General features: G+C 58.2%; 14 protein-coding genes. 12 read left to right on the top strand and 2 right to left on the bottom strand.

Annotated features, from left to right (window positions below):
* Positions 1-4 precede the first annotated feature (4 nt).
* The 12 genes from nrdH to leuA all read left to right on the top strand — a co-directional run bounded on the left by nrdH (position 5) and on the right by leuA (position 14173).
* The gene (gene nrdH, locus USG84_RS12060; protein WP_080441995.1) at positions 5-244 is read left to right on the top strand and encodes a glutaredoxin-like protein NrdH; all 240 of its coding nucleotides are present in this window, start codon (positions 5-7) and stop codon (positions 242-244) included.
* The gene (nrdI, locus tag USG84_RS12055; protein ID WP_151412882.1) at positions 241-651 is read left to right on the top strand and encodes a class Ib ribonucleoside-diphosphate reductase assembly flavoprotein NrdI; all 411 of its coding nucleotides are present in this window, start codon (positions 241-243) and stop codon (positions 649-651) included. Before nrdH ends, nrdI begins: the two co-directional genes overlap by 4 nt.
* Positions 624-2768, top strand: a complete 2145-nt coding sequence (gene nrdE, locus USG84_RS12050; RefSeq protein WP_253543145.1) for a class 1b ribonucleoside-diphosphate reductase subunit alpha — start codon at positions 624-626, stop codon at positions 2766-2768. The genes nrdI and nrdE overlap by 28 nt, the downstream gene beginning before the upstream one ends.
* Positions 2769-2777: 9 nt before the next feature.
* A complete protein-coding gene (gene nrdF / locus USG84_RS12045; RefSeq protein ID WP_151412883.1) occupies positions 2778-3737 on the top strand; it encodes a class 1b ribonucleoside-diphosphate reductase subunit beta in 960 nt (319 codons plus the stop codon).
* 332 nt (positions 3738-4069) lie between these two features.
* Positions 4070-5272: a glycine betaine/L-proline ABC transporter ATP-binding protein ProV gene (gene proV, locus USG84_RS12040; protein WP_253543147.1), complete on the top strand. Its 1203-nt coding sequence runs from the start codon at positions 4070-4072 to the stop codon at positions 5270-5272.
* A complete protein-coding gene (gene proW / locus USG84_RS12035) occupies positions 5265-6326 on the top strand; it encodes a glycine betaine/L-proline ABC transporter permease ProW (RefSeq protein ID WP_061097300.1) in 1062 nt (353 codons plus the stop codon). Before proV ends, proW begins: the two co-directional genes overlap by 8 nt.
* A 9-nt stretch (positions 6327-6335) precedes the next feature.
* The gene (proX, locus tag USG84_RS12030; protein ID WP_253543148.1) at positions 6336-7331 is read left to right on the top strand and encodes a glycine betaine/L-proline ABC transporter substrate-binding protein ProX; all 996 of its coding nucleotides are present in this window, start codon (positions 6336-6338) and stop codon (positions 7329-7331) included.
* Positions 7332-7525: 194 nt separating this feature from the next.
* On the top strand, positions 7526-8710 hold the full coding sequence (locus USG84_RS12025; RefSeq protein WP_151412884.1) for an MFS transporter: 1185 nt from the start codon (positions 7526-7528) through the stop codon (positions 8708-8710).
* Positions 8711-9025: 315 nt separating this feature from the next.
* Positions 9026-9556 (top strand): transcriptional repressor MprA, encoded by a 531-nt coding sequence (mprA, locus tag USG84_RS12020; protein ID WP_061099626.1) that lies wholly within the window; start codon positions 9026-9028, stop codon positions 9554-9556.
* A 128-nt stretch (positions 9557-9684) separates the two neighbouring features.
* Positions 9685-10857, top strand: coding sequence for a multidrug efflux MFS transporter periplasmic adaptor subunit EmrA (gene emrA / locus USG84_RS12015; RefSeq protein WP_061097297.1), 1173 nt, complete (start codon positions 9685-9687; stop codon positions 10855-10857).
* A gap of 16 nt (positions 10858-10873) precedes the next feature.
* A complete protein-coding gene (gene emrB / locus USG84_RS12010) occupies positions 10874-12421 on the top strand; it encodes a multidrug efflux MFS transporter permease subunit EmrB (RefSeq protein WP_028014182.1) in 1548 nt (515 codons plus the stop codon).
* A 96-nt stretch (positions 12422-12517) separates the two neighbouring features.
* The gene (leuA, locus tag USG84_RS12005) at positions 12518-14173 is read left to right on the top strand and encodes a 2-isopropylmalate synthase (protein ID WP_151412885.1); all 1656 of its coding nucleotides are present in this window, start codon (positions 12518-12520) and stop codon (positions 14171-14173) included.
* Here leuA and USG84_RS12000 read toward each other — a convergent pair.
* Together USG84_RS12000 and luxS are read right to left on the bottom strand one after the other, a co-directional pair.
* Positions 14160-14924: an AraC family transcriptional regulator gene (locus tag USG84_RS12000; protein ID WP_151412886.1), complete on the bottom strand. Its 765-nt coding sequence runs from the start codon at positions 14922-14924 to the stop codon at positions 14160-14162. The two genes, leuA and USG84_RS12000, sit on opposite strands and share 14 nt — an antisense overlap.
* 54 nt (positions 14925-14978) lie before the next feature.
* Entirely contained in the window at positions 14979-15494 is a 516-nt protein-coding gene (luxS, locus tag USG84_RS11995) for an S-ribosylhomocysteine lyase (RefSeq protein WP_008499539.1), read from the bottom strand.
* Positions 15495-15527 lie beyond the last annotated feature (33 nt).

The following is a 15527-nucleotide window of genomic DNA, read 5'->3' as shown; positions in this document are numbered from 1 at the left end:
AATCATGAGCATTATTATTTACACTCGTAACGATTGCGTTCAGTGCCACGCCACCAAACGGGCGATGGAGAGCCGCGGCGTGGCGTTTGAGATGGTGAATATCGACCTGGTGCCCGAGGCCGCGGATACCCTGCGCGAACAGGGATTTCGTCAGCTTCCGGTGGTGGTTGCCGGTGATACCAGCTGGTCTGGCTTTCGCCCGGACATGATTAACCGCCTGAGCGCTCAGGCCACGCGTGCATGAGTGGGCTGGTCTTCTTCTCCAGCAGCTCAGAAAACACGCTCCGCTTTATTGAGCGCCTCGGGCTGCCTGCGGTGCGTATTCCGCTCAACGAGCGGGAGCGCATTCAGGTGGACGAACCTTACATTCTGGTGGTGCCCAGCTATGGTGGGGGCGGTACGGCAGGAGCGGTACCTCGCCAGGTGATCCGTTTCCTGAACGATCCTCATAACCGGGAACTGATTCGGGGCGTGATCGCGGCGGGCAATCGTAATTTTGGCGATGCCTTTGGCCGCGCCGGGGATGTCATCTCTCAAAAATGCGGCGTGCCGTATCTCTATCGCTTTGAGCTGATGGGGACACAGCAGGACGTAGAAAACGTGCGTAAAGGAGTGAACGAATTTTGGCAACGACAACCGCAGAACGGGTAATTCAGGCTACGCCGGACTACCACGCATTAAACGCGATGCTTAACCTCTATGACCGGGAGGGGCATATTCAGTTTGGCAAAGATCGCGAGGCGGTAGAGGCCTTTTTCGCCGCCCACGTCCGTCCGAACAGCGTCGCTTTTGGCAGCCAGCAGGAACGTCTCGACTATCTGGTTAATGAAGGTTATTACGAGGAGCGCGTGCTGACCCGCTACGACCGCGCCTTCGTGGTGAAGCTGTTTGAACGCGCCCATGCCAGCGGTTTTCGTTTCCAGACTTTTCTCGGCGCGTGGAAGTTCTACACCAGCTACACCCTGAAAACCTTCGACGGCAAACGCTACCTGGAAAGCTTTGAAGATCGCACCGTGATGGTGGCGCTGACGCTGGCCCAGGGCGATGAAGCGCTGGCTGAACGGCTGACGGAGGAGATCCTCTCCGGCCGCTTCCAGCCCGCCACGCCGACGTTTCTCAACTGCGGTAAAGCCCAGCGCGGCGAGCTGGTCTCCTGCTTCCTGCTGCGCATCGAAGACAATATGGAGTCGATTGGTCGCGCGGTGAATTCGGCGCTGCAGCTTTCCAAACGCGGCGGCGGCGTGGCGTTTCTGCTCTCGAACCTGCGTGAAGCGGGCGCGCCAATCAAGCGCATCGAAAACCAGTCCTCCGGCGTGATCCCGGTGATGAAGATGCTGGAAGATGCGTTCTCCTATGCCAACCAGCTTGGCGCACGCCAGGGCGCGGGAGCGGTTTACCTGCACGCGCATCACCCGGACATTCTGCGTTTTCTCGATACCAAGCGCGAAAACGCAGACGAAAAAATCCGCATCAAAACCCTGTCGCTCGGCGTGACGATCCCGGACATCACCTTTAAACTGGCCAAAGAGAATGCCGACATGGCGCTTTTCTCGCCGTATGACGTGGAGCGAATTTACGGCAAAGCCTTTGGCGACGTGGCCATCAGCGAGCTGTACGACGAGCTGGTAGCCGACAATCGCATTCGCAAGAAGTACATCAACGCCCGCGATTTCTTCCAGACGCTGGCCGAAATTCAGTTTGAATCCGGCTATCCGTACATCATGTACGAAGACACGGTAAACCGCGCCAACCCGATTGCCGGGCGCATCAACATGAGCAACCTGTGCTCGGAAATTTTGCAGGTCAACAGCGCGTCCAGCTACGACGAGAACCTGGACTATGCGGAGATCGGCAAAGATATCTCCTGCAACCTCGGCTCGCTCAATATTGCCCACACCATGGATTCGCCAGATTTTGGCCGCACGGTGGAGACCGCCATTCGCGGGCTGACGGCGGTCTCCGACATGAGCCACATCCGCAGCGTGCCCTCCATCGAGGCGGGCAACGCCGCGTCGCACGCCATCGGCCTGGGGCAGATGAACCTGCACGGGTATCTGGCGCGCGAGGGCATCGCCTACGGCAGTCCGGAGGGGCTGGACTTCACCAACCTCTATTTCTACACCGTCACCTGGCATGCGCTGCACACCTCAATGATGCTGGCGCGCGAGCGCAGCCAGCGGTTCGCAGGCTTTGAGCAGTCGCGCTACGCCAGCGGGGCGTATTTCAGCCAGTATCTGGAAGGCGAGTGGCAGCCAAAAACCAAAAAAGTGCGCGAACTGTTCGCCCGCGCGGGGATTACCCTGCCGACGCGCGAGATGTGGCAGCAGCTGCGCGACGACGTGATGCGCTACGGCATCTATAACCAAAACCTGCAGGCCGTGCCGCCAACCGGTTCGATTTCCTACATCAACCACGCCACGTCAAGCATTCATCCGATCGTGTCGAAGATTGAAATTCGTAAAGAAGGCAAAACCGGACGCGTCTACTACCCTGCCCCGTTTATGACCAACGAGAACCTGGCGCTGTACCAGGACGCGTACGAAATCGGCCCGGAGAAAATCATTGATACCTACGCCGAGGCGACAAAGCACGTGGATCAGGGGCTGTCGCTGACGCTCTTCTTCCCGGACACCGCCACCACGCGGGACATCAATAAAGCGCAGATCTACGCCTGGAAGAAAGGCATCAAAACGCTGTACTACATTCGCCTGCGCCAGCTTGCGCTGGAAGGCACCGAAATCGAAGGCTGCGTGTCCTGCGCGCTGTAAGGAGAAAGGATGAAACTGTCACGCGTGAGTGCCGTTAACTGGAACAAAATCCAGGACGATAAAGACCTGGAGGTGTGGAACCGCCTGACCAGCAACTTCTGGCTGCCGGAAAAGGTGCCGCTCTCCAATGATATTCCGGCCTGGCAGACGCTGAGCCACGCCGAGCAGCAGCTGACGATCCGCGTCTTTACCGGTCTGACGCTGCTGGACACCATTCAGAATACCGTCGGTGCCCCCGCACTGATGAGCGATGCGCTGACGCCGCACGAAGAGGCGGTGATGTCGAACATCAGCTTTATGGAGGCGGTGCACGCCCGCTCCTACAGCTCGATTTTCTCGACGCTGTGCCAGACCAAAGACGTTGATGCAGCCTACGCCTGGAGCGAAGAGAGCGAGTCATTGCAGCGCAAGGCGGAGCTGGTGCTGGAATATTACCGCGCCGACGAGCCGCTGAAGAAGAAGATCGCCAGCGTGTTTCTGGAATCCTTCCTCTTCTATTCCGGCTTCTGGCTGCCGATGTACTGGTCGAGCCGGGGCAAGCTCACCAATACCGCCGATTTGATTCGCCTCATCATCCGTGACGAGGCGGTGCACGGGTATTACATCGGCTATAAGTACCAGAAAGGGCTGGAGAAAGTCAGTCCGGAAAAACGCGAGGAACTCAAAGGTTTCGCCCTCGATTTGCTGATGGATCTGTACGACAACGAGCTGAGCTATACCGAAGAACTGTACGCCGGAACGGGCTGGGAAGAGGACGTAAAAGCGTTCCTCTGCTACAACGCGAACAAAGCGCTGATGAACCTGGGCTACGACGCGCTATTCCCGCCGGAGATGGCGGAGGTAAACCCGGCTATTCTGGCGGCGCTGTCGCCGAATGCCGATGAAAACCACGATTTCTTCTCCGGGTCCGGATCGTCGTACGTGATGGGTAAAGCGGTGGAGACAGAAGATGAGGACTGGGATTTTTAATGTATGAATTAACGTTCATTAATTAAATATAAATCACATTATTTCGACACCACTATTTCCCCAGGCACTACACTGTAATTTCCCCGTCATATTCGCCTGAATCACACCGATTCAGGCGAATTTCCCGACGCAGCAGCAAAAAATTGAGAAAAATTCAAACCGCCCTCAGCCCTTTATTCATGGGAAATTCAGCCGTTTCGCTTATCGCAAAATTACGGCGTCAGGCCAACTCAGGGTTGTCTCAGATTCTGAGTATGTTAGGGTTATGCCCGTTAACAATTTACCATGGTAATCATATCGACATAAACAAATAACAGGACACTCTCTATTGCATGGCAATTAAATTAGAAGTGAAAAATCTTTATAAAATATTTGGCGAGCACCCGCAGCGCGCATTCAAATATATTGAGAAAGGCCTTTCGAAAGAGCAAATTCTGGAAAAAACCGGGCTATCGCTTGGCGTTAAAGACGCCAGTCTGGCCATTGAAGAAGGCGAGATTTTTGTCATCATGGGGTTATCCGGTTCGGGTAAATCCACTATGGTTCGCCTTCTCAATCGCCTGATTGAACCCACCCGCGGACAGGTGCTGATTGACGGCGTGGATATCGCCAGAATATCAGACGCAGAGCTTCGCGAGGTGCGCAGAAAGAAGATCGCAATGGTGTTTCAGTCATTCGCGCTGATGCCGCACATGACGGTGCTGGATAATACCGCCTTCGGCATGGAATTAGCCGGTACGCCCGCTCAGGAACGTCAGGAAAAAGCCCTGGATGCCCTGCGTCAGGTGGGGCTCGAAAATTATGCTCACGCGTATCCGGATGAACTTTCCGGCGGGATGCGTCAGCGCGTCGGATTAGCCCGCGCGTTAGCCATTAATCCAGACATATTATTAATGGATGAAGCCTTCTCCGCCCTCGATCCGTTAATTCGCACCGAGATGCAGGATGAGCTGGTAAAATTACAGGCTAAACATCAGCGAACTATTGTCTTTATTTCCCACGATTTAGATGAAGCCATGCGTATTGGCGACCGCATTGCCATTATGCAAAACGGAGAGGTGGTTCAGGTCGGCACGCCGGATGAAATTCTCAATAATCCGGCGAATGATTACGTGCGTACCTTCTTCCGCGGCGTGGATATTAGCCAGGTGTTTAGCGCCAAAGATATTGCCCGCCGAACGCCGAACGGCATTATCCGTAAAACGCCAGGCTTCGGCCCGCGCTCCGCGCTTAAGCTGCTGCAGGACGAAGACCGTGAATATGGTTATCTGGTTGAACGCGGCAATAAGTTTGTCGGCGTTGTCTCCATCGACTCCCTGAAAACCGCGCTTAGCGAAAGCCAGGGCATCGATGCGGCGTTAATTGACGCTCCGCTTGCCGTGGACGCCGAAACGCCGCTCAGCGAGTTGCTCTCTCACGTGGGCCAGGCGCCGTGCGCCGTGCCGGTCGTGGGTGAGGAACAACAGTACGTTGGCATCATCTCCAAACGGATGCTGCTGCAGGCTTTAGATCGCGAGGGGGCAAACAATGGCTGACCAAACTAACCCGTGGGGCACCGCTGAGGCAGCGGACGGCGCTGCGCAATCCGCCGACGCGTGGGGCTCCACGCCTGCACCTGCCGACGGCGGCGGCGCGGACTGGCTGAACAGCGCGCCCGCGCCTGCGCCAGAACACTTCAACATCATGGATCCGTTTCATAAAACGCTGATCCCGCTGGACAGCTGGGTCACGGAGGGGATCGACTGGGTGGTCACCCACTTCCGCCCGGTCTTCCAGGGGATCCGCGTCCCGGTGGATTACATCCTGAACGGCTTCCAGCAGCTGATGCTCGGCATGCCGGCGCCGGTGGCCATTATCCTGTTCTCTCTGATCGCATGGCAGTTCGGCAGCGCGGGGATGGGCATCGCCACGCTGATCTCCCTGATCGCCATCGGCGCGATTGGCGCGTGGTCGCAGGCGATGATCACCCTGGCATTGGTGCTGACCGCCCTGCTCTTCTGCATCGTCATCGGGCTACCGATGGGGATCTGGCTGGCGCGCAGCCCGCGGGCGGCGAAGATTATTCGTCCCCTGCTGGATGCGATGCAGACCACGCCGGCGTTCGTCTATCTGGTGCCTATCGTGATGCTGTTCGGCATCGGTAACGTGCCGGGCGTGGTGGTGACCATTATCTTCGCCCTGCCGCCGATTATCCGTCTGACCATCCTGGGGATTAACCAGGTGCCGGCGGATCTGATTGAGGCCTCGCGCTCGTTCGGCGCCAGCCCGCGCCAGATGCTGTTTAAGGTTCAGCTTCCGCTGGCGATGCCGACCATCATGGCGGGCGTTAACCAGACGCTGATGCTGGCCCTGTCGATGGTGGTGATTGCCTCGATGATCGCCGTTGGCGGTCTCGGCCAGATGGTGCTGCGCGGCATTGGCCGTCTCGACATGGGGCTGGCCACCGTTGGCGGCGTCGGGATTGTGATCCTCGCCATTATTCTTGACCGCCTGACCCAGGCCGTCGGTCGTGATTCACGCAGTCGCGGCAACCGTCGCTGGTACACCACCGGCCCTGTCGGGTTACTGACCCGCCCATTTACAAAATAAGGAACAACGATGCGACAGAGCGTACTTTTTGCTACCGCGTTTGCCACCCTTGTCTCCACCAGCGCGTTTGCCGCTGACCTGCCGGGCAAAGGCATTACCGTGCAGCCGGTGCAGAGCACCATTTCGGAAGAGAGCTTCCAGACCCTGATCGTCAGCCGCGCGCTGGAGAAGCTGGGCTATACGGTCAACACGCCGAGTGAAGTGGATTACAACGTGGGTTACACCTCGATTGCCTCCGGCGACGCCACCTTTACCGCCGTGAACTGGCAGCCGCTGCATGACGACATGTATGCCGCCGCCGGTGGGGATAAGAAATTCTATCGCGAAGGCACCTTCGTGACGGGTGCGGCTCAGGGTTATCTGATCGACAAGAAAACCGCGGATAAGTATCACATCACCAATATTGAGCAGCTGAAAGATCCGAAGATCGCCCGACTGTTCGACACCAACGGTGACGGCAAGGCCGACATGATGGGCTGCTCGCCGGGCTGGGGCTGTGAAGCGGTGATTAACCACCAGAACAAAGCGTTCGATCTGGCGAAAACCGTCGACGTGAGCCACGGCAACTACTCGGCGATGATGGCCGACACCATTGCCCGCTTTAAAGAGGGCAAGCCGGTGATCTACTACACCTGGACGCCGTACTGGGTGAGCGACGTGCTGAAGCCGGGTAAAGACGTGGTGTGGCTGCAGGTGCCGTTCTCCTCCCTGCCGGGCGAGCAGAAAGATATCGACACCAGGCTGCCGAACGGCATGAACTATGGCTTCCCGGTGAACACCATGCATATCGTGGCCAACAAAGACTGGGCCGAGAAAAACCCGGCGGCGGCGAAGCTGTTCTCGGTGATGAAGCTGCCGCTGGCGGACATCAACGCCCAGAATGCGATGATGCACGCGGGCAAATCCTCTGAGGCGGATGTGAAAGGCCACGTGGACGGCTGGATCAAAGCCCACCAGCAGCAGTTCGACGGCTGGGTGAAAGAGGCGCTTGAGGCGCAGAAGTAAAAACAACCCCCTCACTCTAACCCTCTCCCCAAAGGGGAGAGGGAACTTTATACACCCTCTCCCCTTTGGGGAGAGGGCTGGGGTGAGGGGCATAAACCGCACAATCCAGCACGTAACAATCCCCCAACATTCACAATCATTGGTTATTATGGTTTCCGGAAAAATAATCACTTAACTAACGATTCCTGAAACCAATGACGAAAACAACTCAAGGGCTTAGCCCCGCACTTATCCTTTTAATGTCCGTGGCAACGGGTCTGGCGGTCGCCAGCAACTATTACGCGCAGCCTCTGCTCGACACTATCGCCCGCGCGTTCAATCTCTCTGCCAGCTCCGCTGGCTTCATCGTGACGGCAGCACAGCTTGGCTACGCCGCCGGGCTGCTGTTCCTGGTGCCGCTCGGCGATATGTTTGAGCGCCGGATGCTGATCGTTTCGATGACGCTTCTGGCGGCAGGCGGCATGCTGATCACCGCCAGCAGCCAGTCGCTGACGATGATGATCGTCGGTACCGCGCTAACGGGGCTTTTCTCCGTCGTCGCGCAAATCCTGGTCCCCCTCGCCGCGACCCTAGCCTCGCCGGAAAAACGCGGCAAGGTGGTCGGCACAATTATGAGCGGCCTGCTGCTCGGGATCCTGCTGGCGCGTACCGTCGCGGGGCTGCTGGCAAGCCTCGGCGGCTGGCGCACCGTTTACTGGGTGGCGAGCGTATTGATGGTGGTGATGGCGCTGGCGCTGTGGCGCGGCCTGCCGAAGGTGAAGCAGGAGAACCACCTGAATTACCCGCAGCTTCTGGCCTCCGTATTTAGCCTGTTCACGCAGGATAAACTGCTGCGCACCCGCGCCCTGCTGGGATGTTTAACCTTCGCTAACTTCAGCATTCTCTGGACGTCGATGGCGTTTCTGCTGGCCGCGCCGCCGTTCAATTATTCCGAAGGGGTGATTGGTCTGTTCGGCCTGGCCGGTGCTGCAGGCGCACTGGGCGCTCGCCCGGCAGGCGGGCTGGCTGATAAAGGCAAATCGCACATGACCACGACAGCCGGACTGATTTTGCTCCTGCTCTCCTGGGCGGCCATCTGGTATGGGCACGTCTCGGTGCTGGCGCTGATCGTCGGTATTCTGGTGCTCGACCTCACCGTACAGGGCGTTCACATCACCAACCAGACCGTGATTTACCGCGTGAAGCCCGAGGCGCGTAACCGCCTCACGGCCGGATACATGACCAGCTACTTCATTGGGGGTGCGGCGGGTTCGTTAATTTCAGCGTCGGCGTGGCAGCATGCCGGCTGGTCAGGCGTGTGCGGGATAGGGGCAATCGTCGCCGCGCTTAACCTGGTTGTATGGTGGCGCGGCTACCATCGTCAGGAAGCAATTCATTAAGTTTTACATTGCTTTGGGCCTCTTAGGGTGTAAAGGGGCCCGGCAGTCTGTTAATGTAAACGTAATCATTTATCCCAGAAATTTTAATGTGGGTGACATATCTACAATTGGCATGAATAGTTCAGACCCCCGTCCCCACATCCTCTCTTCAGCGGGTTTATACCCTACGCTTTCTGTGCTCACCGGGTCACGGACTTACCCGGCGCTTTCTGATGGTGGCATTCGTTTGGCGGATATAACCGCACAAATAATTCATTTACATTATTTGTCACCATCGTTACTATATCGGCTGTAATTAATGAGGTTATGCCCAAAATGGATAGTTCGTTTACGCCCATTGAACAAATGCTTAAATTCCGCGCCAGTCGTCATGAGGACTTCCCGTATCAGGAAATCCTGCTGACCCGTCTGTGCATGCACATGCAGGGTAAGCTGCTGGAAAATCGTAATAAAATGCTGAAAGCTCAAGGGATTAACGAGACGTTGTTTATGGCGTTGATTACGCTGGAGTCTCAGGAAAATCACAGCATTCAGCCTTCTGAGCTGAGCTGCGCGCTGGGATCGTCCCGTACCAATGCGACCCGTATTGCCGATGAGCTGGAAAAGCGCGGCTGGATTGAGCGCCGTGAAAGCGATAACGATCGCCGCTGCCTGCATCTGCAATTGACCGATAAAGGTCACCAGTTCCTGCGCGAGGTGCTGCCACCTCAGCACAATTGCCTGCACAAACTCTGGTCTGCCCTCAGCACCGCCGAGCGCGACCAGCTTGAGCACATCACTCGCAAGCTGCTCACCCGTCTGGACCAGATGGATGAAGAAGGCGCCGTTCTTGAGGCGCTGCGCTAACGCGACGACACGCTCAACAATCCAGATTTATAAAAGAAAACCGACAGGCCAGCACGTCACACTGCTGGCCTTTCTGACAACAGGTCGGCTCAGCCGATGTGAAAATAAGAAGATCGTGGAGAACAACAATGAGCGCAAATGCGGAGAGCACTACCCCGCAGCAACCGGCCAATAAGAAAGGCAAACGTAAAAGTGCCCTTCTTCTGTTGACCTTGCTCTTTATTATTATTGCCGTGGCATATGGGATCTATTGGTTTTTAGTATTGCGTCATGCAGAAGAGACTGACGACGCATACGTGGCAGGGAACCAGGTACAGATTATGGCGCAGGTGTCGGGCAGCGTGACGAAAGTCTGGGCTGACAATACCGACTTTGTGCAAAAAGGCGATGTGTTGGTGACCCTCGATCCGACCGACGCCCAGCAGGCCTTTGAGAAAGCCCAAACCGCGCTGGCCTCCAGCGTCCGTCAGACCCGCCAGCTGATGATCAACAGTAAACAGCTGCAGGCCAACATCGACGTGCAGAAAACCGCACTCGCGCAGGCGCAGAGCGACCTGAACCGCCGTGTACCGCTCGGCACCGCTAACCTGATTGGCCGTGAAGAGCTGCAGCACGCGCGCGACGCGGTTGCCAGCGCACAGGCACAGCTGGACGTGGCGATTCAACAGTACAACGCCAACCAGGCGATGGTGCTCGGCACCAGCCTCGAAAACCAGCCCGCCGTACAGCAGGCGGCGACCGAAGTACGCAACGCATGGCTTGCCCTGCAGCGTACCAAAATCGTCAGCCCGATGACCGGCTACGTCTCCCGCCGTTCCGTCCAGCCAGGGGCGCAGATTAGCCCAACCACGCCGCTGATGGCGGTCGTGCCGGCAGACAACCTGTGGGTAGACGCCAACTTTAAAGAGACGCAGCTTGCCCATATGCGTATCGGCCAAACCGCGACGGTCGTCAGCGACATCTACGGCGATGACGTGAAGTACACGGGGAAAGTGGTGGGTCTGGATATGGGGACCGGCAGCGCCTTCTCCCTGCTGCCTGCGCAAAACGCCACCGGTAACTGGATCAAAGTGGTTCAGCGTCTGCCCGTGCGTATCGAGCTGGATGCCAAACAGCTGGCGGATCACCCGCTGCGTATCGGCCTCTCAACGCTTGTGACGGTGGATACCGCCAACCGCGACGGTCAGATCCTCGCAAGCCAGGTGCGAAGCACGCCGGCTTATGAAAGTAACGCCCGTGAAATTAGCCTCGATCCGGTCAACAAGCTGATCGATGACATCGTGAAGGCAAACGCCGGTTAATCCGAAGGTGAGCGTTATGCAACAGCAAAAGCCGCAAAAACCGCTGGAAGGCGCGCAGCTGGTCATTATGACCATTGCGCTATCGCTGGCGACATTCATGCAGGTGCTGGACTCCACCATCGCAAACGTGGCGATCCCAACCATTGCCGGTAACCTTGGCTCGTCGCTGAGCCAGGGGACCTGGGTCATTACCTCGTTCGGGGTGGCAAACGCCATCTCCATCCCTATCACCGGCTGGCTGGCGAAGCGCGTCGGTGAGGTGAAGCTGTTCCTCTGGTCCACGGTGGCGTTTGTTCTTGCCTCCTGGGCGTGCGGCATGTCCAGCAGCCTGACGATGCTGATTTTCTTCCGCGTCATTCAGGGGATTGTCGCCGGGCCGCTGATCCCCCTCTCGCAGAGTTTGCTGCTGAGCAACTACCCCCCAGCAAAACGTTCGGTCGCGCTGGCGCTGTGGTCAATGACCGTTATCGTCGCTCCTATCTGCGGACCGATCCTGGGCGGGTACATCAGCGATAATTATCACTGGGGCTGGATCTTCTTCATCAACGTACCGATTGGCGCCGTCGTGGTATTGATGACGCTGCAATCGCTGCGGGGACGAGAGACGCGAACCGAACAGCGCCGTATCGACAGCATCGGGCTGGCGCTGCTGATCCTTGGCATCGGCAGCCTGCAGATTATGCTCGACCGCGGTAAAGAGCTCGACTGGTTCAACTCGCAGGAAATCATCATCCTGACCATTGTCGCGGTGGTGTCGATAAGCTTCCTGATTGTCTGGGAGCTGACGGACGACAATCCGATTGTCGATCTCTCGCTCTTCAAATCGCGAAACTTTACCATCGGCTGCCTGTGTATCAGCCTCGCCTATATGCTCTACTTCGGCGCGATTGTTCTGCTGCCGCAGCTGTTGCAGGAGGTGTATGGCTATACCGCGACCTGGGCGGGTCTGGCCTCGGCGCCCGTTGGGGTGATCCCGGTCCTGCTGTCGCCAATTATTGGCCGCTTCGCCCACAAGCTCGACATGCGTCGGCTGGTGACGTTCAGCTTCATTATGTACGCCGTGTGCTTCTACTGGCGCGCGTATACCTTTGAGCCGGGAATGGACTTTGGCGCCTCGGCGTGGCCGCAGTTCATTCAGGGCTTTGCGGTGGCGTGCTTCTTTATGCCGCTGACCACCATTACGCTCTCTGGGCTGCCGCCTGAGCGTCTGGCGGCGGCGTCGAGCCTGTCGAACTTCACCCGTACGCTGGCGGGCTCCATCGGGACGTCGATCACCACCACCCTGTGGACCAACCGTGAATCGATGCACCACGCCCAGCTGACCGAAGCGGTGAACCCGTACAATCCGAATGCCCAGCAGATGTACAGTCAGCTTCAGGGCATGGGGATGACGGAGCAGCAGGCATCCGGCTGGATTGCCCAGCAGATCACCAACCAGGGGCTGATTATCTCGGCAAACGAGATTTTCTGGATATCGGCGGGGATCTTCATCGTCCTGCTGGGGCTGGTGTGGTTTGCCAGACCGCCGTTTGGCGCCGGCGGCGGCGGCGGTGGCGCGCACTAATTCGCGTTGTCCAGAACGCGACAGCGATTGTCAGTTTCGATAAAGCAGCGCTCCTGAAATCAATTCACGATAGTGAAAAGACAACAGGAGCGCATCATGCTGAACACACCCGCCGACAAATACCAGCCTTATCCCACCGTTTCATTGCCCGACCGCCGCTGGCCGGAGCAGACCATCACCCGCGCGCCGCGCTGGCTCTCGACCGACTTACGCGACGGCAACCAGGCGCTTGCCGAGCCGATGGACAGCGCGCGCAAGCTGCAGTTTTGGGATCTGCTGCTGGGCTGCGGATTTAAAGAGATTGAGGTCGCCTTCCCGTCCGCCTCGCAAACCGACTTCAACTTTGTCCGCCAGCTTATCGAAGAGAGCCGCATCCCGGATGACGTCACGATTCAGGTGTTAACTCAGGCGCGGGAAGACCTCATTCATCGCACTTTCGAATCCCTGCGCGGCGCGAAGCAGGCCGCCGTCCATCTCTATAACGCCACCGCCCCGCTGTTCCGCCGCCTGGTGTTCGGCATGGAGAAAGCGCAGATCGTTGAGCTGGCCACCCGCGCCACGCGGCTTATCCGCCAGCTGTGTGAAGAGAATCCTGAAACCCGCTGGCAGTACGAGTACTCCCCGGAAACCTTCTGCTTTACCGAGCCGGAGTTTGCGCTGGAGATTTGTGAAGCCGTAGCGGAGATCTGGCAGCCGTGCGACGCGCGGCCCATGGTGATCAACTTACCCGCTACCGTCGAGGTCAGCACGCCCAACGTCTACGCCGACCAGATCGAGTATTTCTGCCGCCACTTCAGCCGCCGCCGCGACGTGTGCATCAGCGTGCATCCGCATAACGACCGCGGCACCGGCGTCGCCAGCGCCGAGCTGGCCGTGATGGCGGGCGCGGACCGCGTGGAGGGCTGCCTGTTTGGCAACGGCGAACGCACGGGCAACGTCTGTCTGGTGACGCTGGCGATGAATCTCTACAGCCAGGGCATTAGCCCGAACCTGGACTTTAGCGACATGAACCGGGTGGTCGAAGTGGTGGAAGCCTGCAACCAGCTGCCGGTGCACCCGCGCCATCCGTGGGCGGGTCGGCTGGCGTATACCGCCTTCTCCGGCTCGCACCAGGATGCCATCAAGAAAGGCTTTGATGCCCGCAGGCCTGGCGATCGCTGGGAGATGCCCTATCTGCCCGTCGATCCGCAGGATATCGGCTGCACCTACGAAGCGGTGATCCGCGTAAACAGCCAGTCGGGGAAAAGCGGCAGCGCGTGGCTTATCGAGCAAAATCATGGGCTGAAACTGCCCCGTGCCCTGCAGCAGGATTTCAGCCAGCACGTGCAGCAGGAAACGGATCGTCACGGGAAAGAGATGACTCAGAACGCGCTGTGGCAGCTGTTCCGCACCCGCTATGGGCTGGTAACCACGCCGCAGCTGGCGCTGCAATCCTACCGCAGCGACGGCCAGCAGGATGGGCAACTGCGGCTGACGGCAAGCATCTATACGCAGGGGGGAACGCGCCAGCTTGAAGGTCAGGGCAACGGGCTGCTTTCCGCTGCCGCGCAGGGTTTGAGCCGCTGGGTCAACGCGCCGTTTGTGATTAAGGACTATCACGAGCATACATTAGGCGAACGCAGCGACAGCCGCTCGGTGGCGTATATTCGCTGCCTGTTCCAGGACGGAACCAGCAGCTGGGGCGTGGGCATTGACAGCGACGTGGCGCGCGCGTCGCTTCAGGCGCTGCTTAACGCGGTCAGTCGTTCTTAAAGTAATCGCTGGGGGAGACGCCCATCGCACGGCGGAACATCGCCGTAAAGGCGCTGTGGCTGCCATAACCCAGATCCAGCGCCACGCGCAGCACCGGCTGGCCCTGCGCCAGCCTCACTAAGGCTTCCAGCAGGCGCGCCCTTCTCACCCATTCGCCGTAGCTTAGCCCTGTCTGCTGCTGAAAATGGCGGTTCAGCGTGCGCTCGCTCATGTTCGTCATGCTCGCGGCCTGCGCGCTGCTCCAGCTTTCCCCCGCGTTTTGCCGGATTTGCAGACACAGGTGACGTAACGCCTCACTTTCCGGCTCCGGCAGGTGAAACGGCAGCACCGGCATAATGCGAATTTCATCCAGAATGAGTTCATATACGCGCTCGTCACGGCTTCCCGGCGAGTACGACTCCGGCAGCGTCAGGGAGGTAAGGATCAGCTCGCGCAGCAGCGGGGAGATCTGCACGATCTGGCAGGTCGCCGGGAGATCGGCCCGCGCCAGCGGATCGATAAACAGCGTGCGGGCTGCAACGTTGCCGGTGATGCGAAGCGAGTGCTGCGTTCCCGCAGGTAGCCAGACGCCGCGCCCGGGCGGCACTACCCAGCAGCCGGATGCGGTATCGACCCGCACGACGCCCGTCAGGCTGTGCAGCAGCTGCGCGCAGTCGTGCTCATGCCACGGCTCGCTGTCGCCGTGAACGTAATCATGGGCAAACGGAACGAGGGGACGATGGGTAAAGGAGAAGGTTGCGGTTGTGGTCATGGGGTTAAACCACCCTCACCCTACCCTCTCCCTGAGGGAGAGGGAAAAGGTGTACTAGATGTGCAGTTCCTGCAGTTTTTCTTTTGGCAGGGCCAGCTCTTCGTTGCTGTTTACGCGAACGTCACGCTCGATGATGTGACGGGCGATTTCCTGCGCTTCTTCCAGAGAGTGCATCTGGTAAGTTCCGCACTGGTAAACGTTCAACTCAGGGATCTGGTTCTGCTCTTTCACCTTCAGCACGTCTTCCATCGCCGCTTTCCACGCATCGGCGACGCGTTTCTCTTCCGGCTGACCAATCAGGCTCATGTAGAAGCCGGTACGGCAGCCCATCGGAGAGATGTCGATGATCTCAACGCCGTTGCCGTTCAGGTGGTCACGCATGAAACCGGCGAACAGGTGTTCCAGGGTGTGAATGCCTTTCTCCGGCATCACTTCTTTATTCGGCACGCAGAAGCGCAGATCGAAGACGGTGATCGTGTCGCCGTGCGGGGTGTGCATGGTCTTCGCCACGCGGACTGCAGGTGCTTCCATACGGGTATGGTCGACAGTAAAGCTATCTAATAACGGCATACGTCACCTCCGATAGTGATTTTTTTTAAAATA

Source organism: Enterobacter sp. 168J2 (genome assembly GCF_034107265.1).
GTDB classification, from domain to species: Bacteria; Pseudomonadota; Gammaproteobacteria; order Enterobacterales; family Enterobacteriaceae; genus Enterobacter; species Enterobacter nematophilus.
The sequence above is the reverse complement of the archived record's forward strand: the minus strand, read 5'-3'. Positions and strand labels throughout refer to the sequence as shown.

Excerpts from the sequence above, each read along its gene's own strand:
- nrdH (WP_080441995.1), top strand. The coding sequence starts at position 5 with ATGAGCATTATTATTTACACTCGTAACGATTGCGTTCAGTGCCACGCC.
- nrdI (WP_151412882.1), top strand. The coding sequence starts at position 241 with ATGAGTGGGCTGGTCTTCTTCTCCAGCAGCTCAGAAAACACGCTCCGC.
- nrdF (WP_151412883.1), top strand. The coding sequence starts at position 2,778 with ATGAAACTGTCACGCGTGAGTGCCGTTAACTGGAACAAAATCCAGGAC.
- proV (WP_253543147.1), top strand. The coding sequence starts at position 4,070 with ATGGCAATTAAATTAGAAGTGAAAAATCTTTATAAAATATTTGGCGAG.
- proW (WP_061097300.1), top strand. The coding sequence starts at position 5,265 with ATGGCTGACCAAACTAACCCGTGGGGCACCGCTGAGGCAGCGGACGGC.
- proX (WP_253543148.1), top strand. The coding sequence starts at position 6,336 with ATGCGACAGAGCGTACTTTTTGCTACCGCGTTTGCCACCCTTGTCTCC.
- USG84_RS12025 (WP_151412884.1), top strand. The coding sequence starts at position 7,526 with ATGACGAAAACAACTCAAGGGCTTAGCCCCGCACTTATCCTTTTAATG.
- mprA (WP_061099626.1), top strand. The coding sequence starts at position 9,026 with ATGGATAGTTCGTTTACGCCCATTGAACAAATGCTTAAATTCCGCGCC.
- emrA (WP_061097297.1), top strand. The coding sequence starts at position 9,685 with ATGAGCGCAAATGCGGAGAGCACTACCCCGCAGCAACCGGCCAATAAG.
- emrB (WP_028014182.1), top strand. The coding sequence starts at position 10,874 with ATGCAACAGCAAAAGCCGCAAAAACCGCTGGAAGGCGCGCAGCTGGTC.
- leuA (WP_151412885.1), top strand. The coding sequence starts at position 12,518 with ATGCTGAACACACCCGCCGACAAATACCAGCCTTATCCCACCGTTTCA.
- USG84_RS12000 (WP_151412886.1), bottom strand. The coding sequence starts at position 14,924 with ATGACCACAACCGCAACCTTCTCCTTTACCCATCGTCCCCTCGTTCCG.
- luxS (WP_008499539.1), bottom strand. The coding sequence starts at position 15,494 with ATGCCGTTATTAGATAGCTTTACTGTCGACCATACCCGTATGGAAGCA.